Annotated in this window: 24 protein-coding genes and 1 pseudogene; 15 read left to right on the top strand and 10 right to left on the bottom strand. The window is 68.7% G+C overall.

Going from position 1 to position 25,852, the window contains the following annotated elements:
• Positions 1-101: 101 nt before the first annotated feature.
• From ISN38_RS17940 to ISN38_RS17975, 8 genes and pseudogenes are all read left to right on the top strand, one after another.
• A pseudogene (locus ISN38_RS17940) lies at positions 102-1,232 on the top strand (polyamine ABC transporter substrate-binding protein).
• 432 nt (positions 1,233-1,664) lie between these two features.
• Positions 1,665-2,867, top strand: coding sequence for an HlyD family secretion protein (locus ISN38_RS17945; RefSeq protein ID WP_003471214.1), 1,203 nt, complete (start codon positions 1,665-1,667; stop codon positions 2,865-2,867).
• Positions 2,864-4,447, top strand: a complete 1,584-nt coding sequence (locus ISN38_RS17950; RefSeq protein ID WP_206711952.1) for an MDR family MFS transporter — start codon at positions 2,864-2,866, stop codon at positions 4,445-4,447. The genes ISN38_RS17945 and ISN38_RS17950 overlap by 4 nt, the downstream gene beginning before the upstream one ends.
• A 7-nt stretch (positions 4,448-4,454) precedes the next feature.
• Positions 4,455-5,963, top strand: coding sequence for an efflux transporter outer membrane subunit (locus ISN38_RS17955; protein ID WP_058359035.1), 1,509 nt, complete (start codon positions 4,455-4,457; stop codon positions 5,961-5,963).
• A gap of 129 nt (positions 5,964-6,092) precedes the next feature.
• Entirely contained in the window at positions 6,093-7,253 is a 1,161-nt protein-coding gene (locus ISN38_RS17960; RefSeq protein WP_108084868.1) for an ABC transporter ATP-binding protein, read from the top strand.
• The gene (locus ISN38_RS17965; RefSeq protein WP_003471206.1) at positions 7,250-8,221 is read left to right on the top strand and encodes an ABC transporter permease subunit; all 972 of its coding nucleotides are present in this window, start codon (positions 7,250-7,252) and stop codon (positions 8,219-8,221) included. Before ISN38_RS17960 ends, ISN38_RS17965 begins: the two co-directional genes overlap by 4 nt.
• Positions 8,218-9,063 (top strand): ABC transporter permease subunit, encoded by an 846-nt coding sequence (locus ISN38_RS17970; RefSeq protein WP_003471204.1) that lies wholly within the window; start codon positions 8,218-8,220, stop codon positions 9,061-9,063. The genes ISN38_RS17965 and ISN38_RS17970 overlap by 4 nt, the downstream gene beginning before the upstream one ends.
• Before the next feature lie 195 nt (positions 9,064-9,258).
• Complete coding sequence (locus ISN38_RS17975; protein ID WP_206711953.1) at positions 9,259-10,623, top strand: NAD-dependent succinate-semialdehyde dehydrogenase; 1,365 nt, start codon at positions 9,259-9,261, stop codon at positions 10,621-10,623.
• A 117-nt stretch (positions 10,624-10,740) separates the two neighbouring features.
• On the opposite strand, the gene ISN38_RS17980 is transcribed toward ISN38_RS17975, so the two are convergent.
• The 8 genes from ISN38_RS17980 to ISN38_RS18015 all read right to left on the bottom strand — a co-directional run bounded on the left by ISN38_RS17980 (position 10,741) and on the right by ISN38_RS18015 (position 18,426).
• On the bottom strand, positions 10,741-11,733 hold the full coding sequence (locus ISN38_RS17980; protein WP_003471201.1) for a magnesium and cobalt transport protein CorA: 993 nt from the start codon (positions 11,731-11,733) through the stop codon (positions 10,741-10,743).
• A gap of 25 nt (positions 11,734-11,758) precedes the next feature.
• The gene (locus tag ISN38_RS17985) at positions 11,759-12,979 is read right to left on the bottom strand and encodes a lipoprotein N-acyltransferase Lnb domain-containing protein (RefSeq protein WP_407071142.1); all 1,221 of its coding nucleotides are present in this window, start codon (positions 12,977-12,979) and stop codon (positions 11,759-11,761) included.
• A gap of 80 nt (positions 12,980-13,059) precedes the next feature.
• Positions 13,060-13,941, bottom strand: a complete 882-nt coding sequence (locus ISN38_RS17990) for a CorC family transporter (protein WP_003471196.1) — start codon at positions 13,939-13,941, stop codon at positions 13,060-13,062.
• 112 nt (positions 13,942-14,053) lie between these two features.
• Positions 14,054-14,626: a hypothetical protein gene (locus tag ISN38_RS17995; protein WP_038239104.1), complete on the bottom strand. Its 573-nt coding sequence runs from the start codon at positions 14,624-14,626 to the stop codon at positions 14,054-14,056.
• 97 nt (positions 14,627-14,723) lie between these two features.
• Entirely contained in the window at positions 14,724-15,209 is a 486-nt protein-coding gene (gene ybeY / locus ISN38_RS18000) for an rRNA maturation RNase YbeY (RefSeq protein WP_003471192.1), read from the bottom strand.
• Positions 15,206-16,192 carry a PhoH family protein gene (locus tag ISN38_RS18005; RefSeq protein WP_003471191.1) on the bottom strand — a complete coding sequence of 329 codons (987 nt, stop codon included), beginning with the start codon at positions 16,190-16,192 and terminating at the stop codon, positions 15,206-15,208. Before ISN38_RS18005 ends, ybeY begins: the two co-directional genes overlap by 4 nt.
• 125 nt (positions 16,193-16,317) lie before the next feature.
• A complete protein-coding gene (miaB, locus tag ISN38_RS18010; RefSeq protein ID WP_003471189.1) occupies positions 16,318-17,733 on the bottom strand; it encodes a tRNA (N6-isopentenyl adenosine(37)-C2)-methylthiotransferase MiaB in 1,416 nt (471 codons plus the stop codon).
• A 72-nt stretch (positions 17,734-17,805) separates the two neighbouring features.
• On the bottom strand, positions 17,806-18,426 hold the full coding sequence (locus ISN38_RS18015; RefSeq protein ID WP_058359092.1) for a glutathione S-transferase family protein: 621 nt from the start codon (positions 18,424-18,426) through the stop codon (positions 17,806-17,808).
• Between the two features lie 266 nt (positions 18,427-18,692).
• Between ISN38_RS18015 and ISN38_RS18020 the strand changes: the two genes are divergently transcribed.
• From ISN38_RS18020 to ISN38_RS18050, 7 genes are all read left to right on the top strand, one after another.
• The gene (locus tag ISN38_RS18020; protein WP_058359093.1) at positions 18,693-19,652 is read left to right on the top strand and encodes a lytic transglycosylase domain-containing protein; all 960 of its coding nucleotides are present in this window, start codon (positions 18,693-18,695) and stop codon (positions 19,650-19,652) included.
• Between the two features lie 136 nt (positions 19,653-19,788).
• Positions 19,789-20,412 carry a ubiquinol-cytochrome c reductase iron-sulfur subunit gene (gene petA / locus ISN38_RS18025; RefSeq protein WP_003468197.1) on the top strand — a complete coding sequence of 208 codons (624 nt, stop codon included), beginning with the start codon at positions 19,789-19,791 and terminating at the stop codon, positions 20,410-20,412.
• Between the two features lie 3 nt (positions 20,413-20,415).
• Entirely contained in the window at positions 20,416-21,678 is a 1,263-nt protein-coding gene (locus tag ISN38_RS18030) for a cytochrome b (RefSeq protein ID WP_003468206.1), read from the top strand.
• The gene (locus ISN38_RS18035) at positions 21,671-21,823 is read left to right on the top strand and encodes a hypothetical protein (protein WP_003468207.1); all 153 of its coding nucleotides are present in this window, start codon (positions 21,671-21,673) and stop codon (positions 21,821-21,823) included. Before ISN38_RS18030 ends, ISN38_RS18035 begins: the two co-directional genes overlap by 8 nt.
• Positions 21,820-22,566, top strand: a complete 747-nt coding sequence (locus tag ISN38_RS18040; protein ID WP_047325029.1) for a cytochrome c1 — start codon at positions 21,820-21,822, stop codon at positions 22,564-22,566. The genes ISN38_RS18035 and ISN38_RS18040 overlap by 4 nt, the downstream gene beginning before the upstream one ends.
• A gap of 170 nt (positions 22,567-22,736) precedes the next feature.
• Positions 22,737-23,372, top strand: a complete 636-nt coding sequence (locus ISN38_RS18045; protein WP_003468210.1) for a glutathione S-transferase N-terminal domain-containing protein — start codon at positions 22,737-22,739, stop codon at positions 23,370-23,372.
• A 79-nt stretch (positions 23,373-23,451) separates the two neighbouring features.
• Positions 23,452-23,886: a ClpXP protease specificity-enhancing factor gene (locus tag ISN38_RS18050; protein WP_003468214.1), complete on the top strand. Its 435-nt coding sequence runs from the start codon at positions 23,452-23,454 to the stop codon at positions 23,884-23,886.
• A gap of 255 nt (positions 23,887-24,141) precedes the next feature.
• Here ISN38_RS18050 and ISN38_RS18055 read toward each other — a convergent pair whose 3' ends face one another.
• Both ISN38_RS18055 and ISN38_RS18060 read right to left on the bottom strand, forming a co-directional pair.
• A complete protein-coding gene (locus tag ISN38_RS18055; protein WP_003468219.1) occupies positions 24,142-24,486 on the bottom strand; it encodes a DUF3301 domain-containing protein in 345 nt (114 codons plus the stop codon).
• A gap of 271 nt (positions 24,487-24,757) precedes the next feature.
• The gene (locus tag ISN38_RS18060; RefSeq protein WP_003468221.1) at positions 24,758-25,828 is read right to left on the bottom strand and encodes a DUF2272 domain-containing protein; all 1,071 of its coding nucleotides are present in this window, start codon (positions 25,826-25,828) and stop codon (positions 24,758-24,760) included.
• Positions 25,829-25,852: the final 24 nt, after the last annotated feature.

Below are 25,852 nucleotides of genomic sequence, written 5' to 3' on the forward strand. Positions count from 1 at the left end.
CGGCCGCGCCGCGCGCGGCCGCCGAAGGGGAGGACTACCTGGACGCGCGCCAGCGCGGCGTCCCGCCAACCGCTGCCCGCACGGGCGGCATGGAGACGACGATGAAGCGGCGCGCGATAGCGGGGATGGTGGCGGTGCTGGGCCTGGCCGGCTGCGGCGGATCGGGCCAGGGGGATGGCGCGGCGGCGGCGGCCGGCGCTGGCGAAGCGACGCAGTTGAACGTCTACAACTGGTCGGACTACATCGCCGAAGACACCGTGCCCGGCTTCGAGCGGCATAGCGGTGTCCACGTCACCTACGACGTGTTCGACAGCAACGAGGTGCTGGAGGCCAAGTTGCTGGCGGGCGGCAGCGGCTACGACGTGGTGGTGCCGTCGCTGAGTTTTCTCGGCCGGCAGATCCAGGCCGGCGTGTTCCTGCCGCTGGACAAGCGCAAGATCCCCACCCTGGCCAATCTGGACCCGGCGATGATGCAGCGCATCGCGCAGCAGGACCCGGGCAACAGCTACGCGGTACCGTACCTGTAGGGTACCACCGGCATCGGCTACAACGTCGACAAGATCCAGGCCGCGTTCGGCAGCACCGAGGTGGTCGACAGCTGGGACCTGGTGTTCAAACCGGAGAATCTGGCCAGGCTCAAGGACTGCGGGGTGACCTTCCTCGACACCGCCTCGGAGATCGTGCCGACGGTGCTGCACTATCTGGGCGAGGATCCGAACAGCACCGACCCGAAGGTGATCGAGAAGGCCGCGGCCAAGCTCAAGGAAATCCGCCCCTATATACAGAACTTCCATTCCTCGCAGTACATCGACGCGCTGGCCAAGGGCAGCACCTGTCTGGTGGTGGGCTGGTCCGGCGACATCCTGCAGGCGCGCGACCGCGCCGAGGAAGCCAGGAACGGCGTGCGCATCGCCTATTCGATCCCGAAGGAGGGCGCGCTGCAGTTCTTCGACATGCTGGCCATCCCCAAGGACGCCAAGCATCCGGAGAACGCCTACCAGTTCATCAACTACCTGCTGACCCCGGAAGTGGCCGCGGCCAACACCAACTTCGTCAGCTATCCGAACGCGGTGCCCAAGTCGCTGCCGCTGATCGATGCGGCGATCAGCGGCGACCGCACCCTCTACCCGCCGGCGGAGGTGCAGGCCAAGCTGTTCGCGCTGGCGGTGATGCCGCCGGAGGTGGACCGCCAGTACACGCGGCTGTGGACGGAGTTGAAGACGGGGCGCTGAGGGGATTGCGCGTGGGGAAGGTGTAGGCCGCGGTGGGCGCAGTTTGTGACATGCATTCAGTTTCGAGATTGGATAGACCGCTTGTCCCGGACCCTCATCCGCCCTTTGGGCACCTTCTCCCGACGGGAGAAGGAGGGGTAGGGGGGAGGGGACGGCGCAAGCGGAAGGCCTGCACCAGGCTGCACTCGATGCGCCTGACCACACACCATGGGCCATCGCCGTGGTGGACAAGCATCGGGTGAGGAAATCGCAGCAGGGCGCCTGAACGCTGCCGCCAGGCGCATTCACACAATCTGGACCCACTGGTAGAAATACTTGTAAAGTTTTCCGTACGCCCCCGTCTGGTTGGCGCGTCGCCCGGCAGTGCATCGCTGTTCCTGCACCGTCAAGCGCACTGGCGACGATGGTCCCCACACCCAGGAACCTGCGACTTTGAGCACCCACGACCCAGATCCCACGCAGACGCAACGGCAGGCCACTTCGGACGAAGCACGCGCCGCGCCGGCCCAGGACGACGCCAGGCAGCCCGACGAGCCGTCGCCGCTGAAGAATCCCAAGGTGAAATGGACGCTGCTGCTGATCGGCCTGGTCGTGCTGATCGCCCTGCTGGCGTGGCTGGTCTATTACCTGACCACCGGCCGCTACCTGCAGGAAACCAACAACGCCTATCTGCAGGCCGATGCGGTGGCGGTGGCGCCGCGGGTCAACGGCTACGTGACCGGCGTGTTCGTCGGCGACAACCAGACGGTCAAGGCCGGGCAGCCGCTGCTGCAGATCGACGCGCGCAGCTACCGCGCCACCCAGCAGCAGGCGCAGGCGGTGGTCGCGGTACGCCAGGCCGATATCGCCGCCGCCGAGGCCGGCCTGCAGGCGCAACGCGCGACCCTGCTGCAGGCGCGCACCCAGATCACTGCCGCTGCCGCCAGCCTGCGCTTCGCCCAGGCCGAGGCCAAGCGCTTCGCGCCGCTGGCCGCGTCCGGCGCCGACACCCACGAGCACTACGAGAGCATCGTCCACGACCGCGACCGCGCGCAGGCCCAGTACGACGCGGCCAAGGCCCAGGTCGTCGCCGCCGAGAGTCAGGTGCAGGGCGCGGGCGCGCAGTTGGACCAGGCCCGCGCCGGTCTGCAGCAGGCGCAGGCCGACGCCGACCAGGCACAGGTGGCGATGGAGGACACGCGGCTGACCGCGCGCATCGACGGCCGTATCGGCGACAAGACCGTGCAGGTCGGCCAGTTCGTCGCCGCCGGTACGCGGCTGATGAGCGTGGTGCCGGTCGATGCGCTGTATCTGAGCGCCAATTTCAAGGAAACCCAGGTCGGACTGATGCGGCCCGGGCAGCCGGCGCGGATCGAGGTCGATGCGCTGTCGGGCGTCGAGCTGGACGGCGTGGTCGAAAGCATCGCGCCGGGTACCGGCTCGCAGTTCGCGCTGCTGCCACCGGAGAACGCCACCGGCAACTTCACCAAGGTCGTGCAGCGGGTGCCGGTGCGGATCCGGCTCAAGGCCGGCGCGGAGGCGCGCAAGGTGCTGGTGCCGGGCATGTCGGCGACGGTCACGGTGGATACGCGCGCGGCCAAGGACGCCAAGGAGCGGGTCGAGCAGGAAGGCAAGCAGGACGAGGGCAGGCCGTGAACGAAGCCGCCGCTGCGCCGGCGGCGGGTGCCGGCGCACAGCAGAAGGCCGATGTCGGCGCGTGGCTGGCGGTGGCCGCCGGCACCATCGGCTCGTTCATGGCGACGCTGGATATTTCCATCGTCAACGCCGCGTTGCCGACCATCCAGGGCGAGGTCGGCGCCAGCGGCACAGAGGGCACCTGGATCTCCACCGCCTATCTGGTTGCCGAGATCGTGATGATTCCGCTCACCGGCTGGTTCGTGCGCACCCTGGGATTGCGCAACTTCCTGCTGATCTGCGCGCTGCTGTTCACGTTCTTCTCGGTGGTGTGCGGCCTGTCCAACAGCCTGCCGATGATGATCCTCGGCCGCATCGGCCAGGGCTTCGCCGGCGGCGCGCTGATCCCCACCGCGCTGACCATCGTCGCTACGCGCCTGCCGCCGGCGCAGCAGCCCATGGGCACCGCGCTGTTCGGCATGACCGTGATCCTGGGGCCGGTGATCGGGCCGCTGCTCGGCGGTTGGCTGACCGAGAACGTCAGCTGGCACTACGCGTTTTTCATCAACGTGCCGATCTGCGCCGGGCTGGTGGCGTTGCTGCTGCTCGGCCTGCCGCACGAGCGCATGCACCTGCGCGGGCTGCTCGACGCCGACTGGCTCGGCATCTTCGGGCTCACCGCCGGACTCGGCGCGCTGACCGTGGTGCTGGAGGAGGGCCAGCGCGAGCGCTGGTTCGAGTCCTCCGAGATCGTGCTGCTGAGCCTGCTCTCGCTGCTCGGCTTGGGCGCGCTGGTCGCCTCGCAGTTCCTCAGCCGGCAGCCGGTGATCCGCCTGTCGATCCTGCTGCAGCGCAGTTTCGGCGCGGTGTTCGTGATAATGCTCGCGGTGGGCATGATCCTGTTCGGGATCATGTACATGATCCCGCAATTCCTGGCCACGATCTCCGGCTACAACGCCGAGCAGGCCGGCTACGTGGTACTGCTGTCCGGCGTGCCGACGGTGCTGCTGATGCCGTTGATGCCGAAGATGCTGATGTGCGTGGATGTGCGCATCCTGGTGATCGGCGGGCTCAGCTGTTTCGCCGTCGCCTGCTTCGTCGACATGAACCTCAGCGCCGATTCGGTCGGCACGCATTTCGTGATCGGCCAGTTGCTGCGGGGCTGCGGCCTGGCGCTGGCGATGATGTCGCTGAACCAGGCCGCCATCTCGTCGGTCCCGCCGGAACTGGCTGGCGACGCGTCCGGGCTGTTCAACGCCGCACGCAACATGGGCGGCTCGATCGGCCTGGCGCTGATCTCCACCTTCCAGGAGCGGCGCATGGTGTTCCACACGCAGATGATGGGCAGCGGCACCAGCGCCAATTCGCCGCTGGCGCAGGATGACCTGCATGGCCTGGCCGCGCAGCTGCAGTCCGCTTCCGGCGCCGGTGCGGCGCTGCAGTCGGTGGCGCAGCTGGCGCGCATGGTGCAGCAGCAGGCGCTGGTGATGACCTACAACGACCTGTTTTGGATCTTCGGGTGGATCGTGGTGTGCACGATTCCGCTGGGGTTGTTGCTCAAACCGCTGCCCAAGGGCGGCGCTCCGCTTGCGATGCATTGAGGATTCCATGGCTCAGCGTTTTTCCCGTGTGCTCGTCCCCGCCGCGTTGCCGCTGCTGCTGTCGGCCTGCGTGCTCGGCCCGAATTACGTGAAGCCGCCACCGGTGGCCGCGGCGGCGCAGGCGCAGCCGCAACTGCATCGCGCCGATGCGGTCGCCGCGGCGGCCGGCGTGGTGCCGGCCGCGCCGCCGCAGCGTTGGTGGGAGGCGCTGCAGGATCCGCAATTGAACGGTCTGGTCGAGCAGGCGTTGCAGAACAGCCCGAACCTGCGCGCCGCGCAGGCCAAGCTGCGCGCCTCGCGCGCGCTGGTGCAGCAGCGCCATGCCGAACAGCTGCCAAGCGTTGGCGCCAATGCCGCCTACCTCAACGCCAGGGCGCCGGACGCGCTGGCCGACGGCCTGGGCAGCGTCGCCGCCGGCAGCGGCCAGCCACTGTCCATCGATCCGCATGCGCAGCTGTACAACGTCGGCTTCGATGCGAGCTGGGAACTGGATTTCTTCGGCCGCCGCCGCCGCGCCAGCGAAGGCGCACTGGCCGATGCGCAGGCCGACGAGGCCGAGCTGGCCGACACCCAGGTGCAGCTGGCCGCGGAAGTGGGGCAGGCCTATCTGGGTTATCGCGGCACCCGCGAGCGCATCGCCATCGCCCAGCGCAACCTGGAAGCGGCGCGGCAGACCCTGCAATTGACCCGGCAGCGCCGCGAGCGCGGCGCCGACGCCGACCTGAAGGTGGAGCGCGCGCAGGCGCAGCTGCAGCAGCAGGAAGCGGTGTTGCCCGATCTGCAGGCACAGGCGAAGGAGGCGCTGGACCAACTGGCGCTGATGATCGGCCGCGAGCCGGGTGCGCTCGACGCCGCGCTGGCCGCCGACCGGCCGCTGCCGATGCTGCCGGCGGTGGTGCCGGTGGACGATGCGGGTGCCTTGATCCGCCGCCGCCCGGACGTGCGCCGCGCCGAACGCCAGCTGGCGTCTTCTTCGGCGCAGATCGGGCAGGCGCTGAGCGCGTACTTCCCGCAGGTGACCCTGCTCGGCAACATCGGCATGGCCGCGACCTCGCTGAGCGGCTTGGGCAGCGATGCGATCAACAGCGTAGTGGCGCCGTTCCTGCGCTGGTCGCTCTTCGATTTCGGTGCGACCAAGGCCAAGGTCGCGCAGGCGCGCGCCGGCAACGACGCACGCCTGGCCGCCTACGAAGGCACCGTGCTGGCGGCATTGCAGGACGCCAACAGCGCGCTGGCGCGGTTCGGCGCCGCGCGCCAGCAGGCCTTGGCCGCGGCCAAGGCCGAAGCGTCGGCCGACCGTTCCGCGGCGCTGCTGCAGCAGCGCTACGCGGCCGGCGCCTCGTCGCTGATCGATGCGTTGGACGTGCAGCGCCAGCAGGCCTCGGCGCAGGACAGCGCGGTGCAGGCGCGCACCCAGGTGCTGCTGCGCTACGTGGCCCTGCAGAAGAGCCTGGGCCTGGGCTGGGCGGCGGCGCCAGCGCAGACACCGACACAGACACCGGCACAGCCGCGATAAACGCCTGCGCTGCGGTATCGCCGACGCGGCGGCCGCGGCTACACTGGGCCGTAACGTACGGGAATTGGCCGCGTAATCCCGGCAGCATCGGCGAACGCGCGCTGCGGTGTCTTCCACGGGGAGCAACAGATGGCGTTGAGCGCAGCGAGACCCGATCTTCCGCCGGCCGCGATCGCGGCCGCCGCGGCGCCGCCGGAAAAGGGCAGCGGTTACCTGTCCATCGCCGGCTTGCGCAAGGAATTCGATGGCTTCGTCGCGCTCGACGACGTCGATCTAGATATCCGCCAGGGCGAGATCTTCGCCCTGCTCGGCGGCTCGGGCAGCGGTAAGTCCACCCTGCTGCGCTGCCTGGGCGGGTTCGAACAACCCAGTCGCGGCCGCATCGTGCTCGATGGCCAGCCGCTGGACGATCTGCCGCCGTACGAGCGCCCGCTCAACATGATGTTCCAGTCCTACGCGCTGTTCCCGCACATGACCGTGGAGCAGAACATCGCCTTCGGCCTGAAGCAGGACGGGCTGTCGCGCGCGGCCATCGCCAGGCGCGTCGGCGAGATGCTGGAGCTGGTGCAACTGGGCAAGCTCGGCAAGCGCAAGCCGCACCAGCTCTACGGCGGCCAGCAGCAGCGCGTGGCCTTGGCGCGCTCGCTGGCCAAGGGGCCGAAGCTGCTGCTGCTGGACGAGCCGATGGGCGCGCTGGACAAGAAGCTGCGCTCGCAGATGCAGCTGGAACTGGTCGGCATCATCGAAACCTCCGGAGTGACCTGCGTGATGGTCACCCACGACCAGGAGGAGGCGATGACCATGGCCACCCGCATCGCGCTGATGGACGCCGGCTGGATCCAGCAGGTCGGCACCCCGGACGAGATCTACGAGCAGCCGGCCAACCGCTTTGCCGCCGAGTTCATCGGCTCGGTCAATCTGATCGAGGCGGTCATCGACCAGGACCTGCCGGACTACGTGACCCTGCGCAGCGGCGCGTTCTCCGACAGCATCTACGTCGGTCACGGCATCACCGGCATCAGCGGGCAGCCGGTGTCGTTCGCGGTGCGCCCGGAGAAGCTGGGCATCGGCAAGGATGCGCCGGATCAGGCGCACAACAAGGCGCAGGGCACGATCGAGGACATCGCCTACTTCGGCAGCCATTCGGTCTACCACGTGCGCCTGCCCAGCGGGGTCAAGCTGATGGCCAACTTCGCCAACCGGCAGCGCTGGGCCAGCGACAACCTGACCTGGGGCGACGCGGTGTGGGTGTGGTGGGGCGACACCGACGGCGTGGTGCTGACCGCATGAGTGCGCCCGTCGCCGCCGCATCTGCTGCCGCGCAACCCGCGGCGTCACCGCGCACGCTGCTGCAGCGCCTGCGCCAGCGGCGCCTGCTCGGCGCGCGCTGGCTGGTGATCGCCGCACCGTATCTGTGGTTGCTGCTGTTCTTCGCGATCCCGTTCCTGATCGTGCTGCGCATCTCCTTCGCCGAACAGGCGATCAGCAGCCCGCCGTACAGCGCGCTGGTGGACTACAAGGACGGCGTGCTGACGCTGAAGTTCACCCTGCAGAACTACCTGGCGCTGGTGCGCGACAACCAGTACATCGAAGCCTACTGGGGCTCGATCAAGATCGCCGGGATCTCCACCCTGTTGACCTTGCTGATCGGCTATCCGATGGCCTACGTGATCGCGCGCCTGTCGCCGTCGGCGCGCAACATCGCGATGATGCTGGTGGTGCTGCCGTCGTGGACCTCGTTCCTGATCCGCGTCTACGCCTGGATCGGCATCCTCGACAGCAACGGCGTGCTCAACCGCACGCTGCTGGCGCTGGGCCTGATCGAGCAGCCGCTGCGCATCCTGTACACCCCGATCGCCGCCTACATCGGCATCGTCTACTGCTATCTGCCGTTCATGGTGCTGCCGCTGTACGCCACGCTGGTCAAGCAGGACCACCGCCTGCTGGAAGCCGCCTACGACCTGGGCGCGCGGCCATGGAAGGCGTTCGCGACCATCACCTTGCCGATGTCGCGCCCGGGCATCGTCGCCGGCTGCATGCTGGTGATGATCCCGGCGGTGGGCGAATTCGTGATCCCGGAAATGCTCGGCGGGCCGAACACGCTGATGATCGGCCGGGTGCTATGGGGCGAGTTCTTCAACAACCGCGACTGGCCGGCGGCCTCGGCGGTGGCGATCGCGATGCTGTTGCTGCTGATGGTGCCGATCCTGATCTTCAACCGCTACCAGCAGCGCCAGCTCGCCGGCGGCCTGGCATGAGCGCGCTGCGCGGCGGGCCGGTGCTGCGCTGGGCGGTGCTGGGCGGCGGCTTCGCCTTCCTGTACCTACCGATCCTGCTGCTGATGGTGTACTCGTTCAATTCTTCCAAGCTGGCCACGGTGTGGGCGGGGTTCTCGACCAAGTGGTACGGCGAACTGCTGCGCGACCGGCAGATCCTGCAGGCGGCGTGGATCAGCCTGAAGGTGGCGTTCTGGACCGCGACCGCATCGATGGTGATCGGCACGCTGGCGGCGATGGTGATGACCCGTTTCCGCCGCTTCCCCAGCAAGAGCCTGTTCGGCGCGCTGGTGACCGCGCCGCTGGTGATGCCGGAAGTGATCATCGGCCTGTCGATCATGATGATGCTGGTGTCGATGGGCGGGCTGATCGGCATCCCGCCCAAGGGCGTCACCGCGATCTGGGCCGCGCACGTCACCTTCACCCTGTCCTTCGTCACCGTGGTGGTGTCCTCGCGCCTGCAGGAACTGGACCGCTCGCTGGAAGAGGCGGCGATGGACCTGGGCGCGAACCGGCTCAAGGTGTTCTTCCTGATCACCTTGCCGATCATCGCCCCGGCGCTGGTGTCGGGCTGGCTGCTGGCCTTCACCCTGTCGCTGGACGACGTGGTGATCGCCAACTTCGTGGCCGGACCCAACTCGACCACGCTGCCGATGACGGTGTTTTCCTCGGTGCGGATGGGCTTGAAGCCGAAGATCAACGCGCTGGCCACGCTGATGGTGCTGGCGGTGTCGATCGCCGCCTTCGTCGGCTGGTGGCTGATGGCGCGCAGCGAGAAGCGCCGCCAGCGCGACATCCAGCTGGCGCTGCAGCAGGGCGGTTAGCGGAGCGCTGCGTTTCTGTAGGAGCAGCTTCAGCCGCGACAGGCATTGTCGGTAAGGCCGGTCGCGGCTGAAGCCGCTCCTACAAAAGCTGCGGCCAGCGCGGAACGCTGTGGTCCATCGCGATCGCCGTGTCGCCACGCCAGCGCAACCTGCGCAGCGCTAGGCTGGCCGGACTTTTTCCAGGAGTTCGTCGCGATGCCCTACGACACCGTCAATCCCGCCACCGGCCAGGTCGACTACCGCCTGGAGCTGATGGATGCCGCCGCCGTCGAGCGGCGCCTGGCCGCGTCCGCGCAGGCGTTTCCCGCCTGGGCGGAAACGTCGCTTGCGCAGCGCGGCGCGCTGTTGCGGCAGGTCGGCGCCCAGTTGCGCGCGCGCCGCGAGCAGATCCAGCGGCTGATGACCGCGGAGATGGGCAAGCTGCGCCAGGAGGCGCTGGCCGAGATCGACAAGTGCGCCGATGCCTGCGACTACTACGCCGAACATGCGGCCGACTACCTGCGCGAGCAGCCGATCGCCACCGATGCGCAGCGCAGCTACGTGCGCTACGAGCCGCTGGGCTGCGTGCTGGCAGTGATGCCGTGGAATTTCCCGCTCTGGCAGGTGTTCCGCTTCCTGGCGCCGGCGCTGATGGCCGGCAACGTGGCGCTGCTCAAGCACGCCAGCAACGTGCCGCGCTGCGCCGATGCGATCCACGCCGCGCTGGCCGCCGCCGGGGTGCCTGACGGCGTGTTCGACGTGCTGCACATCGACAACGACCAGGCCGCCGCGGTGCTGCGCGACGCGCGCATCGCCGCGGTGACGCTGACCGGCAGCGAGCGTGCCGGCCGCTCCATCGCCGCCAACGCCGGCGAACAGCTGAAGAAGTGCGTGATGGAACTCGGCGGCAGCGACGCCTTCGTGGTGCTGGACGACGCCGATCTGGACATCACCGTGGCGGCGGCGGTGAAGTCGCGCTTCGACAATGCCGGGCAGACCTGCATCGCGGCCAAGCGCTTCGTAGTGGTCGATGCCATCGCCGACGACTTCGTGCGCCGCTTCGTCGCCGCGGCGGTCGAGCGCCGGCTCGGCGATCCGCAGGACGCAGCGACCACGCTGGCGCCGATGGCGCGGCAGGACCTGCGCGACGAGCTGCACAAGCAGGTGCAGGCCAGCATCGCCAAGGGCGCGGTGGCCTTGCTAGGCGGCGCGCCGGACACCGCCACCCACGCCGGCTATCCGGCCTCGATCCTGGACCACGTGGTGCCGGGCATGCCGGCCTACGACGAAGAGCTGTTCGGCCCGGTCGCCGCGATCCTGCGCGTGGCTGACGAGGCCGAGGCGGTACGCGTGGCCAACGACACCAGCTTCGGCCTGGGCGGCAGCGTGTGGAGCGCCGACCGCGCCCGCGGCGAGCGCGTCGCCCGCCAGTTGCAGTGCGGCGCTGCCTTCGTCAACGCCATCGTCAAGAGCGACGTACGCCTGCCGTTCGGCGGCATCAAGCGCTCCGGCTTCGGTCGCGAACTGGCCGAGCACGGGATTCATGAGTTCATGAATATCAAGTCGGTGTACGTGGGGTGAGGCTCGGGACTCGGGACCCCGGACTCGTGAACAGTAACAGCGTGCGCTGACGCACCGCCCGAAGCGCTATCGGCCATGGGAATGCGCTTTTACGAGTCCCGAGTCCCGGATCCCGACCTACAACCACCTTGCCCGCTTGAACGCCAGATACAGTCCCAGGCAGACCGCGGCCACACCGCCGACCATCAGCGGGTAGGCCCAGGGCCATTCCAGTTCCGGCATCTGTTTGAAATTCATGCCGTACCAGCTGGTGATCAGGGTTGGCGCGGCCAATAGCGCGGCCCAGGCGCCGAGGCGCTTGACCGTCTCGCCCTGGGCCAGGGTCACCAGCGACAGGTTCACGCTCAGCGCGGTGCCGAGCATCTCGCGCAAGGTGTCGATCGCTTCGTTGGTGCGCACCGCGTGGTCGAGCACGTCGCGCACGTACAGCCGCACTTCGTCGGGGATCAGCGGGCCGGGGTTGCGCTTGAGGTGGGACAGCACGTCCTGCAGCGGCGCCACGCCCAGGCGCATCTGGTTGAGTTCACGCTTGAGTTCGTACAGACGGATCGCGGTGTCGCGCCGGTAGGCCTCGGCGAAGATGTCCTTTTCCAGGCGCTCCAGGCTCTGCCGGAATTCGTCCAGGATCGGCTGGTAGTTGTCGACGATGTAGTCCAGCACCGCGTACAGCGCGTAGGACGGGCCGAGCTGCATCAGCGCCGCCTCGCGCTCCAGGCGTTCGCGCACCGGCGCGTACGGCAGCGAGGCGCCGTGGCGCACGGTCAGCAGGAAGCGCGCGCCGAGGAAGGCGTGGGTCTCGCCGTAGACGATGCGTTCGTCGATCACCTGCGCGGTGTGCACGGCCAGGAACAGCGAATTGCCGTAGGCCTCGACCTTGGGCCGCTGGTGCGCCTTGCGCGTGTCCTCGATCGCCAGGTCGTGCAGCTGGAATTCGTCCTGCAGCTGCTGCAGCACATGGTCGGCGGGTTCGTACATGCCGACCCAGACGAAGCCGTCGCCGCCGGCCAGCACGTCGCTGATCTGCTCCAGAGCGATGTCGTGGCGGCGACCATCGCCATCGTAGTGCACGCAGTTGATGACGCAGGCGGGATTTTCGGGGACGGTAGCCATGGGCGGGAATCGTGTGCGGGCGGGATCAGCGCTGCAAGCGGCGCCGGGTGAACGCCCAGGCGAGCGCGGCGTGCACCGGCAGCAGCAGGGCGATCCACTGCAGGTTGAATTGCGGCTGCAGCATCGACAGCCAATGGATCAGCAAGGCCGCGCCGGCCAGGGCGACCACCAGCCACAGCACGATGCCGAACCAGCGTCCGGGCTGGCGGCCGCGCAGCTGCGCGATGGCTCCCCCGACCAGCAGCAGGCACAGCGGGTCGAGCAGCAGCAGGTTGCGATTGGCCCAGGCCGCACGGTGGTCGCTGCAGCCCCACAGATACAGCAGCACGCCGCCGCCGAGCGCACACAGCAGCCAGAACGGCAACCCCAGTGCCGCCAGCCAGCGCGGCCGCCGTGCCAGCGCGATCACGCCGGTGGCGACCACCAGCCCGGCCAGCAGCCACGGCCACCAGTGCCGCGCCTGTTCGGTCGGTTCCGGCGCCAGCCGCTGCGGCAGCACCTGCTGGCGCGTTTGCACCAGCGGGCGCCCGGCGCGGTTGCGCACTTCGCCCAGGCTCTCGGCCAGGCGCATCGGTACGAACGCCTCTTCCCAACGCGACAGCGGCTTGTCGGCGAACGGCCCCAGGCCCAGGTCGAAGCCCAGCCACATCCATGGCGCAGGCGAGGCCAGGCGGACCGATTCGCTGCGGTAGGTGTTGCCGCGCGAACGCCCGGACAGCTGCGCGTGCAGCGTGCCGCCCAGCGCCCGGTCCAGTGCGTCGCGCACCATCGTGGCGCAGTTGGCGGTGTAGTAGTTGTAGCGGTAGCGCGCATTCTCCGGCCGTGCGCGCCAGGCCAGCGCCTGCTGCAGCGCGCGCGCCTGCGCCGGTTCCATGTCCAGCCACTGGATGTCCACGCCGCGGCCGGCGTCGCGGTACTGCGCCAGGTCTTCCTGCAACGGCAGCGCGACCAGGTAATACCGCATGTCGCCGGCGGCGAAGCGGCTCACGAAGTCCGGTTCGCCGGGATCGAAGAAGCCGAAGTTGTACGAAGTGGCCTGGCCGCTGCGCGGATCCATCACCACGATCGCATCGTGGCCGAAGCGCTCGAAGAACACCTCGCCCGGCTGCATCGTGGCCACGCCGATGCGCGGCGCCGGTGCCGACGCGTCGCCGCCGGGCGGACCGGCGACGGGCGCCGCGGCGGCCGCGGGCGCCAGCGCGCGCGGTGCGGCCAGGTCCGCGGCGCCGGCCTGCGCGAACGCCAGCGCCGCGCAGCCGGCCAGCAGCGTACCCAGCAGCCAGTGCGGCCAGCCGCGTGCCGGCCCGCGCGGCAGCGCACGCGCGATCAAGCGTCTTCCTGCGGGTCGGGCGGCAGGATGGTGACGTGGAAGGCCTGCACCCTGCGCGCGTCGGCGCGCGCCACGCGGAATGCGAAGCGCCCCAGGGTCAGCTCCTCGCCGGTTTCCGGCAGATGGCCGATGGCCTCGGTGACCAGGCCGCCGACGGTGTCGTAGTCGTCGTCGGAGAAGTCGGCGCCGAAACGCTCGTTGAAATCCTCGATCGGGGTCAGCGCATCGACCACATACTGGCCATCGGCCTGTGCGGCGATCAGCGACGCTTCGTCCTCGGCGTCGTCGTGCTCGTCGTCGATCTCGCCGACGATCTGCTCCAGCACGTCCTCGATGGTGACCAGCCCGGCGACGCCGCCGTACTCGTCCACCACGATCGCCATGTGGTTGCGCGAGAGCCGGAACTCCTTGAGCAGCACGTTGAGCTTCTTCGACTCGGGGATCAGCACCGCCGGGCGCAGCAGTTCGCGCACCGTGCCCGGACCGTGGTCGGCGACCACGCCGCGCAGCAGGTCCTTGGCCAGCAGGATGCCGAGGATGTCGTCCTTGTTCTCGCCATGCACCGGGAAGCGCGAATGGCCGGATTCGACCACCTGCTGCATCAGGTCGAGAAAGCGCGCTTCGGCCGACAGCGACACCATCTGCGAGCGCGAGATCATCACGTCGCCGACGGTGAGTTCGGACACCGACAGCGCGCCTTCCATCATGCGCAAGGTGTCGGCGGCGATCAGCCCGTCGTGCTGGGCGTCGCGCAGCACCTCGACCAGGTCGTCGCGGGTGTGCGGGTCGCTGGAGAAGACCGAACTCAGCCGTTCCAGCCAGCCGCGGCGTTTTTCGTGGGTTTCCGGAGCGGAGCTACTAGAGTCGTCTTCTGACATGTTCTGTGGATACGGCACCCGGTCTGCCGGGCGATGGGCGCAAGTCTAGCAGGGCCAATGGGACAGAGCCGCGACGCCGATGGCGGCCGCGGCGGTGGGCGTGGGGACGGATTCAGCCGCCGCTGGCGGGCGCGTGCAGCGGGTCCGGCGCCGGCGCGGCGGCCGGATCCTCCGGCAGATCCAGGCTGTAGCTGCAGCCGGCCAGGGTCTTGCCCGGATGCGACTGCACCGTGGACAGACTGAGGATGATCGATTCGATCATCGGTTCGCCGGTCTTCGGGTCGGTCACGTCGCGGCTGACCACTTCGCGGCCGAACATGGCTTTCTGCGGTGTATCCACCGCCGCCTCCAGCTGCAACTGCCTGGCCAGCGGGCGCGGATCGGCCAGGTCCAGGATCGCCATCACGCTGGCGCCGGCCACACCGATGCGCGTGGTGCTGTGGCCGAACACCTGGATCGGCCGCACCAGTTCGTATTCGCTCATGAACAGGTTGGATTGCGGCAACGGCCGCCAGCCCTGTGCCACCGCTTTCAGCGGATCGGCCAGCAACGGCCCCAGCGCAGCGAAGTCGGCCACGCCCTGGCGGCATTCGAGCAGCGCCGGCAGGTCGATGGCGGGGGCGGGGGCGGCCGCCGCGGGCAGCGCGGCCGCGAGCGCGAGCACAAGCAAGGATGGACGGATCAACGCGCTGGACCTCGGGCCGGTGAGCGGAGTGGCGCGGCGCGGTGGCCGCGCGGCAACGGTAGCGCCCGCGCCCGCGCTTGACCAGCCATCGCCAGCCTCAGCGTTCCCCGGCGTAGGGGTCGCCCACGCCCAGGTCGGCCAGGATCTCGCGCTCCAGCTGCTCCATCGCGTCGGCTTCCTTGTCGTCCTCGTGGTCCCAGCCGAGCAGGTGCAGCACGCCGTGCACGGTCAGGTGCGCGTAGTGGGCGTTGAGCGGCTTGCCCTGTTCGGCGGCCTCGCGCGCCACCACCGGCGCGCAGATCACCAGGTCGCCGAGCAGTGGCAGCTTGACGCCTTTGGGCAGGCCTTCGGGCAGCTCGGCCGGGAAGCTGAGCACGTTGGTGGCGTAGTCCTTGCCGCGGTAGTGGTGGTTGAGCGCGCGGCCTTCCTTGGCGTCGACCAGGCGGATCGCCAGGTCGGCTTCGCGGATGCGGCTCTTCAGCGCGGCGGCCACCCATTTGCGGAAGCTCGCCGCCGCCGGCAGCCCGGCGCGGGGCAGGGCGTAGCTGACGCCGACATCGAGGCGAACCGGACCTTTGGTCATGGCGCCGGCCCGGTCGTCTTGTCGATGATGTCGCGTTTCTCGTAGGCGGTGACGATGCGCGCCACCAGCGGATGCCGCACCACGTCGCGCGCCTCGAAGAAGGTGAAGCTGACGCCTTCGACCTCATGCAGCACCTCGATCGCGTCGCGCAGGCCGGACTTGACGTGCTTGGGCAGGTCGATCTGGGTCAGGTCGCCGGTGACCACCGCGGTGGAGCCGAAGCCGAGCCGGGTCAGGAACATCTTCATCTGTTCGATGGTGGTGTTCTGCGCCTCGTCCAGGATCACGTAGGCGTCGTTGAGCGTGCGTCCGCGCATGTAGGCCAGCGGCGCGATCTCGATGACGTTCTTCTCCAGCAGCTTGATCACTTTCTCCACGCCGAGCATCTCGTACAGCGCGTCGTACAGCGGGCGCAAGTAGGGATCGACCTTCTGGCTCAGGTCGCCGGGCAGGAAGCCGAGCTTCTCGCCGGCTTCCACCGCCGGGCGCACCAGGATCAGCCGCTGCACGCGCGATTCGTTCAGCGCCTCGACCGCGCTGGCCACCGCCAGAAAGGTCTTGCCGGTGCCGGCCGGGCCGATGCCGAAATTGATGTCATGGCTGGCGATGGCGTGCAGGTACCTGGCCTGGTTGGCGCCGCGGCCGCGCACGGTGCCGCGCTTGACCTTGATCGCCACGTCCTGCGGCGCGTAGGCGCGCTCGGCGACCAGATCGACATTGGCCTGGTTGAGCCGCAGGTGGATGGCCTGGTCGTCGAACACGACGCTGTCCGACTCGGCGTAGAGGGCCTGCAGCACGGTTTCGGCGGCGGCGGCCGCGGTGGCCGGGCCGGTCACCCGGTACACGTTGCCGCGGTTGGAGATCTCCACGCCCAGGCGCAGCTCGATCTGCCGCAGGTGCGCGTCGAACGGCCCGGCCAGGTTGGCCAGGCGTTCGCTGTCGGCGGGGTCCAGGGTGAAATCGCGTTGCGCGGGTAGGCTCATTCGGTGCGGACGCGGCGCGCGCGTGGCACGGCCGGGAGTCGTTCAGGACTGGGGATGGAAGCGTAGCGCGCGTGGCGGTGAAGGGCCAGTCGGCGCCGCCGCTGGCCGCTGCCGGCCCGCGTCGCTCAGGCGTCGTCGGCGACCACGCGGCCGCGCAGGGAATTGCTCAGCGCCTCGGTGATCGCCACCGCGACGAACTGGCCGACCAGACGCGGATGCCCGGGGAAGTTCACCGAGCGCATGTTCTCGGTCTTGCCGGTCAGTTCGGCCGGGTTCTTCTTCGACGGACCTTCGACCAGCACTGTCTGCACGCTGCCGACCATGGCGCGCGAGAGTTGCAGCGAGTGCGCGTTGATGTGCGCCTGCAGCCGCGCCAGCCGCGCGTGCTTGACCGCGTCGGGTGTGCTGTCTTCCAGGTCGGCCGCGGGCGTGCCCGGGCGGCGCGAGTAGATGAAGGAGAAGCTCTGGTCGAAGCCCACGTCCTCGATCAGCTGCATGGTCTTGTCGAAATCGGCGTCGGTCTCGCCGGGAAAGCCGACGATGAAGTCCGAGCTGATCGAGATGTCCGGGCGCACCGCGCGCAGCTTGCGGATCTTCTGCTTGAATTCCAGCGCGGTGTAGCCGCGCTTCATCGCGCTGAGAATGCGGTCGCTGCCGGCCTGCACCGGCAGATGCAGGTAGTTGGCCAGCTGCGGCACGTCGCGGTAGGCGTCCACCAGCGAATCGCTGAACTCCAGCGGGTGCGAAGTGGTGAAGCGGATGCGGCCGATGCCGTCGATCTGCGCGATGCTGCGGATCAGCAGGCCCAGGTCGGCGTACTGCGGCTGCTCGCCGGCCTCGGCGTCGGCGTAGGGCCCGCGGTAGGCGTTGACGTTCTGGCCGAGCAGGTTGATCTCGCGCACGCCCTGCGCGGCCAGCTGCGCCACTTCCACCAGCACGTCCTCGAACGGCCGGCTGATCTCCTCGCCGCGGGTGTAGGGCACCACGCAGAACGAGCAGTACTTGGAGCAGCCCTCCATGATCGACACGAATGCGGACGGGCCTTCGGCGCGCGGCTCCGGCAGGCGGTCGAACTTCTCGACCTCGGGGAAGCTGATGTCCACCTGCGGCTTGCCCGATGCGCGCCGCGCGCGGATCAGTTCCGGCAGCCGGTGCAGGGTCTGCGGGCCGAACACCAGGTCCACGTAGGGCGCGCGCTTGACGATCGCCTCGCCCTCCTGCGACGCCACGCAGCCGCCGACGCCGATGATCACCGGCTTGCCTCCGGCCTTCAGGGCCTTCCAGCGGCCGAGCTGGCTGAACACCTTCTCCTGCGCCTTCTCGCGGATCGAGCAGGTGTTGACCAGCACCACGTCGGCATCTTCGGGGTTGTCGGTCAGCTCCAGGCCTTCGGCGGCGGCGAGCACGTCGGCCATCTTGGCCGAGTCGTACTCGTTCATCTGGCAACCGTGGGTCTTGATGTACAGCTTGCCGCGGACCGCGGGCGCGGCAGCGGCCGGAGTGCCGGCGGAGGGCAGGGGATGCAGGGCGTTCCCGGTCATGGCGCTTAATCCAGGCGGGTGGCTGAGGAGAGCCGGCTAGTCTACCTGGGCCGGCTCCCTCGCGCAGGCCGCTCAGGCGGCGTCGGCGTCGATCGCCTGCGCGCGCTGCACTGCCGGCCGCGCCGCCATGCGTTCGACGTAGGCGCGGGTCGGCGCCGGCGGGTCGACCAGGCCGAAGCCGATCATCCAGCCCAGCGCGCTGCCCCACAGCACGTCGGCGGCGGTGCAGTGCGCGCCGAGCAGGTAGTCGCCGCGCGCCAGCTGGTCGTCGACCACGCCCATCACCGTGTCGCAGTCGGCGTATGGCGACATCGCCCGCGGCGGCGCCTCGCGCGTGAGTGCGCGGTCGATCACCGCCGGCTCGAATGCCGAGCCGTAGAACGCCAGCCAGCGCAGGTAGGGGCCGCGGCGCGGATCGCCCATCGCCGGGGCCAGCCCGGCTTCCGGGTACAGATCGGCCAGGTATTGGTAGATCGCCACCTGTTCGGTGACCACCGCGCCGGCGTGGTCGATCGCCGGCACCTTGCCCATCGGGTTGATCGCCAGGTACTCCGGTTCCAGCTGCGCGCCGCTGGCGAAGTCGATGCGTTGCAGCGCGTAGTCCGCGCCCAGTTCCTCGAGCAGGATCAGCACGCCTTTGGAGCGGGATTTGGGATTGTGGTACAGGGTCACATGGCGGTCGGCGATGGGCATGGCGGCTCTCCTCGGTGATCGAGCGCCCATGCTAGGCGCTATTGCGGACGGAGTCTGTCCGCAATTCCGTGCGCCATGGCGTCCCCTGTCTCACGCACCTTGCGCCTGATCGGCTTGCTGCACACCCGCCGGGTCCGGGCCGGCGCCGGCCACGCGCGAATGAGCCGGCCAGGCGCCAGGCGGGCCGGGCGGCGAAACGGGCGGCCGGTCGCGCCGCCGCCGCCGCGCACTTGGCAAGTGCCGGCGAAGTTGGGACACTCGCGGCCATGAAGGGGATGGCGGGGCTTGTGGGGCTGGCAATCGCAACGCTGTCGGTCATGCCGGCCAGCGCGGGTACCCTATACAAGTGCATCGGCGGCGACGGCGTACCCAGCTACGGCGGCAAGCGCGTGGCCGGCGCCACCTGCAGCGTGGTCGGCCGCTATGCGCCCGAGCGTCGTGCCGTGCGCGCGGCGCCCGTGCTTGCTCCCGCTTCGGCCGAGCGCGCGCCCAGCCGCGGGGGCATCGCCCTGGCCGCGGCGCAGGCCGGCGCCCCGGCCACCATCATCAGTCGTCCCCCGGTCGCGGCGCCGGCGCCGGTCGCCGCCAGCGTGGCGCCGACGCGGGTGGCGCCCGTGCCTGCGATGGCCGGCACCGCGCCGCGGCGGGTGGTCAGCGGCCAGGTCTATTCCTATATGAAGGACGGCGTGCGCCACTACACCAGCGCGCGGCCGACCCAGGTCGCCAGCCTCGGCACGGTGCGCACCATCCGCTATAGCTTCATCGAGACCTGCTACGCCTGTGCCAACCCGGGCCTGAACTTCGGCGCGGTGCGGCTGAACACCACCGCCTACCAGAGCGAGATCGCCGCCGCCGCGCGCGAGTACGGGGTCGACGAGGCGGTGGTGCGCGCCATCATCCATGCCGAATCGGCGTACAACCCGATGGCGCTGAGCCGTGCCGGCGCGCAGGGCCTGATGCAGCTGATGCCGCCGACCGCGCGCCGCTTCGGGGTCAGCGATGCGTTCGATGCGGCGCAGAACATCCGCGGCGGCGTGCAGTACCTGGCCTGGTTGCTGAAACGCTTCAACGGCAACCTGAGCCTGGCCGCCGCCGGCTACAACGCCGGAGAAGGCGCGGTAGACAAACACGGCGGGGTGCCGCCTTATAGCGAGACCCAGCGCTATGTGCAGCGCGTCGGCGTGCTCGCCGACCGCTACCGCGGCGTGCTGGCGACGTCGCATTGAGGCATTCTGGTTGCCGTCGCACCAATGCATTGTCTGCGCGTTAAGGGTTCCGCTACACTGCAGTGGATTTAATGCGGCTCGACCCCCACCGAGCCGCTGGCAGCCTCACGCTACCCAATCAAAATCGGAGTGCCGGATGGCCAACGATGGGGTCAACGATTCTGTTAATGCAGGACGCCGCCGCTTTCTCACTGCCACCACGGCGGTGGTGGGCGCGATGGGTGCGGGTTTCGTCGCGGTTCCTTTCATCAAGTCATGGAACCCCAGCGCCAAGGCCAAACTCGCCGGTGCGCCGGTCACCGCCGACATCAGCGCGTTACAGGAAGGCCAGCGCCTGATCCTGGAGTGGCGCGGTCAGCCGATCTGGATCGTCAAGCGCTCCAAGGCGATCCTGGACGCGCTGCCGACGCTGGACGGGCGGCTCAAGGACCCCAAGTCCGAGGTCACCGACCAGCAGCCGGCCTACATCAAGGGCGAAGGCCGCTCGATCAAGCCAGACATCTCGGTGCTGGTCGGGCTGTGCACGCACCTGGGCTGTTCGCCGGAAATGGTCGCCGAGATCCGCCCCGAACCCTACGATCCGGAGTGGAAGGGCGGCTACTTCTGCCCCTGCCACAAGTCGCGCTTCGACATGGCCGGCCGCGTGTTCCAGGGCGTGCCTGCGCCGATCAACCTGCTGGTGCCTCCGCATCACTACCAGGACGACAACACGCTGATCATCGGTGTCGATCCCAGTTCGTCCGCGAAGGGGGCAGCGTAAGCCATGGCCGACAATCTCCTCACCCGCACCGCGGGCAACGTGTTCGACTGGGTCAACGAACGCGCGCCGGGACTGATGCCGTTCTACCGCAAGCACGTCGGCGAGTACTACGCGCCGAAGAACTTCAACCTTTGGTACTACTTCGGTTCGCTGGCGATGGTGGTGCTGGTCAACCAGATCGTCACCGGCATCTTCCTGACGATGCACTACAAGACCAGCGCGGCCGAGGCGTTCAACTCGGTCGAGTACATCATGCGCGACGTCGAGTGGGGCTGGCTGATCCGCTACATGCACTCTACCGGCGCCTCGCTGTTCTTCATCGTGGTGTACCTGCACATGTTCCGCGGCCTGCTCTACGGCAGCTACAAGAAGCCGCGCGAGCTGGTGTGGATCCTCGGCATGCTGATCTACCTGGTGCTGATGGCCGAAGCGTTCATGGGCTACGTGCTGCCGTGGGGGCAGATGTCGTTCTGGGGCGCCAAGGTGATCATCTCGCTGTTCGGCGCGATCCCGGTGATCGGCAACGGCCTGACCGAGTGGATCATGGGCGACTACCTGCCGTCCGACGCTACCCTCAACCGCTTCTTCGCGCTGCACGTGATCGCGCTGCCGCTGGTGCTGTTGCTGCTGGTGGTGCTGCACCTGGGCGCGCTGCACGAAGTCGGCTCCAACAACCCCGACGGCGTGGAGATCAAGAAGGGACCCAAGGGCAACCGCTGGGATCCGAACAAGCCGGCCGATGGCATTCCGTTTCATCCTTACTACACGGTCAAGGACCTGGTCGGGGTCGGCTTCCTGCTGCTGATTGGCGCCTTCATCATCTTCTTCGTGCCGGCCTTCGGCGGCCTGTTCCTTGAGCACGATAACTTCACCGAGGCCAACCGCCTGGTCACCCCCGAGCACATCAAGCCGGTGTGGTACTACACGCCGTATTACGCGATGTTGCGGGTGGTGCCGAACAAGCTCGGCGGCGTGCTGGTGATGTTCTCGGCGATCGCGATCCTGTTCCTGGTGCCATGGCTGGACCGCGCCAAGGTCAAATCGATCCGCTACCGCGGCTGGCTCTCCAGGGTGATGCTGGGCGTGCTGGCGGTGTGCTTCGTGTGGCTCGGGGTGATCGGCTCCGGCCCCGGCACCGATGCCAGCGAGACCATCATCGGGCGCGTGCTGACCGTGCTGTACTTCGGGTTCTTCCTGACCATGCCGGTCTGGACCACGTTGGACCGGACCAAGCCGGTGCCGGAGCGGGTGACCACCCATGATTAAGCCCGTGATTGCCGTGCTGGCCTGCTTCGCGAGCGTCTCGTTGCTGTCCGCCATGCGCTACCTGCTGCCGTTGGGGCAGATCGCGTTCTGGGGCCGGCAGGCGCTCGGCTCCTGGTTCGGTGCGATGGCGGAGGGATCCCTATGAGCAAGCGCCTGCTGTCCGCCCTGGTCTGCTTCGTCTCCGCGCTGCTGTTGTCCGCCTCGGCGCTGGCCGCAGAGGGCGGCGCCACCCAGCAGGCCGGCAACGACCTCGGCGACCGCGCCTCGCTGCAGCGCGGCGCCAAGCTGTTCATGAACTACTGCTCCGGCTGCCATTCGCTGAAATACCTGCGTTATTCGCGCATGGCCGAGGATCTGGGCCTGAGCGAGGACGAGGTGATGGCCAACCTCAACTTCACCGGTGCCAAGGTCGGCGAGCACATCGAGGCGGCGATGCCGCACGATGCGGCGACCAAGTGGTTCGGCAAGGCCCCGCCGGACCTGAGCCTGATCGCGCGCGTGCGCGGCACCGACTGGGTCTATACCTACCTCAAGTCGTTCTACCTGGACCAGTCTCGCCCGTTGGGCTGGAACAACAAGCTGTTCGCCAATGCCTCGATGCCCAATCCGCTGTGGGAACTGCAAGGCCTGCAGCAGCCGATCTACGGCAAGGCCGAGCAGCCCGGTGTGGACAAGCCGGTGGAGCGGCTGCAACTGGCCTCGCCAGGCAGGGAAACGCCGGCGCAGTTCGACCAGACGGTCCGCGACATCAGCAATTTCCTCGAGTATGCCGGCGAACCGGCGGCGCTGAAGCGGCAGAGCCTGGGCGTGTGGGTGGTGCTGTTCCTGGCGCTGCTGACCTTCCTCGCCTATCTGCTGAAGAAGGAATACTGGAAGGACGTGCATTGAGCGTCGGCCGCGGTGCCGGCGCCCTGTCTGCATCGTTGCTGACCCGATCCCCTGTTCATCCTATTGGCTTTTGCGAGCGAGGGTTGCACACTCAGGGGCCGTGATGACCGTCAGCAGGGTGTTGGCGGCATCGATGCGGCCGGCGGATTCCGGTCGTCGGAGAGCCTTTAATGGCGGCGAGTGTGCGTATGCGAAATACCTTGACGTTGTTTTCTTCCACGGATGACGTGCTGTGCCACCGCGTGCGTCTGGTGCTCGCCGCAAAGGGCGTGACCTACGATTTCGTGGCGGTGGATCCGCAGAATCCTCCGGAAGACCTGATCGATCTCAATCCCTACCATTCGGTGCCGACGCTGGTTGAGCGCGAGCTGGTGCTGTACGCCGCCTCCGTGGTCAGCGAATACCTGGACGAGCGCTATCCGCATCCGCCGCTGATGCCGGTCGATCCGTTGTCGCGCGCGCGCCTGCGCCTGGCCATGCTGCGCATCGAGCACGACTGGGTGCCGCAGGTGCAGGCGATCCAGCTCGGCAACAAGGCCCAGGTCGAGGCTGGGCGCAAGCGGCTCAAGGAGCTGCTGACCGCCTCGGTGCCGCTGTTCAAGGCCAGCAAGTTCTTCCTCAACCCGGAAATGAGCCTGGCCGATTGCGCGATGGCGCCGATCATCTGGCGCCTGCAGGCGCTGGACATCCCGTTACCCAAGGACGGCAAGGCGATCGAGGACTACGGCAACCGCATCTTCCGCAATCCCGGTTTCATCCGCAGCCTGACGGATCAGGAAAAGAAGCTGCGCGACCTGCCGGCCTGATGCTCCGGCCGCGCGTGGCGCATCCGATATTTCCCGAGTTGCGCCGGCGCCTTCGCGTGCCGGCGCGTAGAATTGGCGCATGACCGACGATATTTCCCGCATGACCAGCCATCGCCCGTACCTGTTGCGTGCACTGGTGGAGTGGATCAACGACAACGGCATGACCCCGCACATCCTGGTGGATGCGGGCCTGCCCAACGTGCAGGTGCCGCCGAGCGCGGTCAAGGACGGCCGGGTGGTGCTCAACATCGCCGAACGCGCGGTGGTGCGGTTGCAGATCGACAACGACGGGGTCAGCTTCACCGCGCGCTTCGGCGGCGTCAGCTATCCGGTGCAGGTGCCGATGGCCGCGGTGCTGGCGGTGTATGCGCGCGAGACCGGGCAGGGCATGGCGCTGCCGGACGACATCCACGGCGCCGGCGAGCCGCCGGGCGACGACACCCCGCCGCCGCGGCCCAGCGGTTCCGACGATGGTGCCGGTGGCAAACGTCCGCATCTGCGCGTGGTGAAGTAACGGCGACCTCGGGTCCGCGCCGGCGCGGACGTGGCCGGAGCGATGGTCCGTCCGCTGTTGGTGTCGATGCCGCAACGATCGCGCCCACCGCCAGACGCTGCGCAGCATTCGCCACGGTTCCCGCACGCCAACGCCAGGGTGGATCGCGCGCTCTGTAGGAGCGCCTTCAGGCGCGACCGGCATCCATGCAAGACATGCGATCTGCCCTGCTGGACCTCTTGCCGACCCCGTCTTCGCGAACCATGAAGCGGTGCCTCACTCGCGCGGCGCACGTCCTTCGTGCAGCGCCGTCACCGTGGCCACCGAGGGGCCGGTGAAGGCGATCAGCTGATCGCCGAGCAGCACCAGGCGGCCGCTGTGGCGATCGACGCCATCGTAGGAGTAATCGAAGCGGAAGGTCCGCTCGAAGCCGAGCCAGCCGCTGGGCAGGCGCCGCAGGCGCAGGCCGGTGCCGTGCACGCTCTGGTCCAGCCACTGCACATCGGCGGCCTTGCAGGCATTGCGGCCGAGACTCTCGGCGCGTTCGGCGGCGGCGCGCGACGCGTTCCAGAACGCGAACACCGCAGCGCCGGCAATCATCCACAGGATCAGGCTAGGCATGCGTCACTGTAGCGAGGCGCGGGGTGGGGCGGCAATGCTTGGTTGGGGACTCGGGACTCGGGACTCGGGACTCGGGACTCGGGACTCGAAGCCGGAGCCGGGGCATGGATTCGAGGAGGCGTGGATTTCGAGCGGGGAGTTTGCGTGTACGGCTCATGGCCTTTTGTGGGAGCGACTTCAGTCGCGACGGGCCTCACCGACTGTCTACTGCGACCGATGGCCCGAGGCGAACCGGCATGGATGCGGAAGGTCGCAAGCGGTCGATAAGACGCTAGCGCTCCGGCAGCGGTTCGGTCGCTTGCGATTGCGGCACGGGTGTCGCCGGTGCCGCGGCCGGCGCAGTGCCGGATGCCGGCGCTGGCGCCATCGGCGCAGCGGCCGGCAGCGCGGCCGGCTCCACTGCGGGAACCACACCCTGCAGCGCCAGCGGCCGCAGCTGCGCCTGCGGTTGCAACTGCAGCAGCGCCGCCCAATCCTGGCGATTGAAGTCGCACAGTTCCTCCCGGCCGGGCGTACACTCCAGGCCGGCGCCGTCGTCGCCGACCTGGTCCTGCGCCAGTGGTGCCTCCAGTTGTAGGCGGCCGGCGCGGTCCAGCGGCAACTTGCGCATGGTCACCGCGTTGAGCACGTTGCCGCCGATCAGGTACAACGTGTGGTCGCCGCCGACGTTGGCCGCGACCACGATGTCGCAATGCGACTCCCACGGCAGCGCGCCGCCGCGCGCCAGCGCCTCGCGCAGCCCGGCCGCGCCCAGCGGCTGCTTGCGCCCGCGCAGGAAGCACAGTAGGTCGCCCGGCGCCGGCTTGTCCTGCTGCGGGTCGGCATAGCGGTAGGGCAGGCCGTCGCTACCGGCCTGGTAGGCGGCGCGGATGTAGTCGATGTGCCGCACCGAGGAATGGAAGCCATCGACCCCGGCGCGCACCATCGCCCAGGACACGAACGCCGCCGACCACGGGTTGTCGACCAGGAACGCACGGCAGTCCGCCTGCCGGTAGCGTGAGCCGTCCAGCTGCTGGCAGCTGGTGGCGCCGTCGCTGCCGCCCATCGCGTCCAGCGTGCCGCTGTCGCGCCAATACGCGGCCACGCGCTGCCAGGCCTCGATGCCGTGATCGGCCAGATAACTGCGCTCGGCCTCGGTCACGCGCAGGCCGGCGAGCCGGCCGTTGCTATCGATGAACGGCCGCCACCACAGCCGGTGCTCGTTGCAGGCGGTGTGCACGATGGCCACCGCGGCCGGGCTCAGGCCGAAGCGCGGCGGCAGATCGCACACCTCCGCGGCGGCCGCGCGGCCTGCGGGAAACAGGGCGGCGGCACACAACAACGCGAACCAGTGGCGGGCCATCGGCGAACTCGGGGAATAGGGAAT

This window comes from Xanthomonas translucens pv. undulosa (assembly GCF_017301775.1).
GTDB lineage: Bacteria > Pseudomonadota > Gammaproteobacteria > Xanthomonadales > Xanthomonadaceae > Xanthomonas_A > Xanthomonas_A translucens.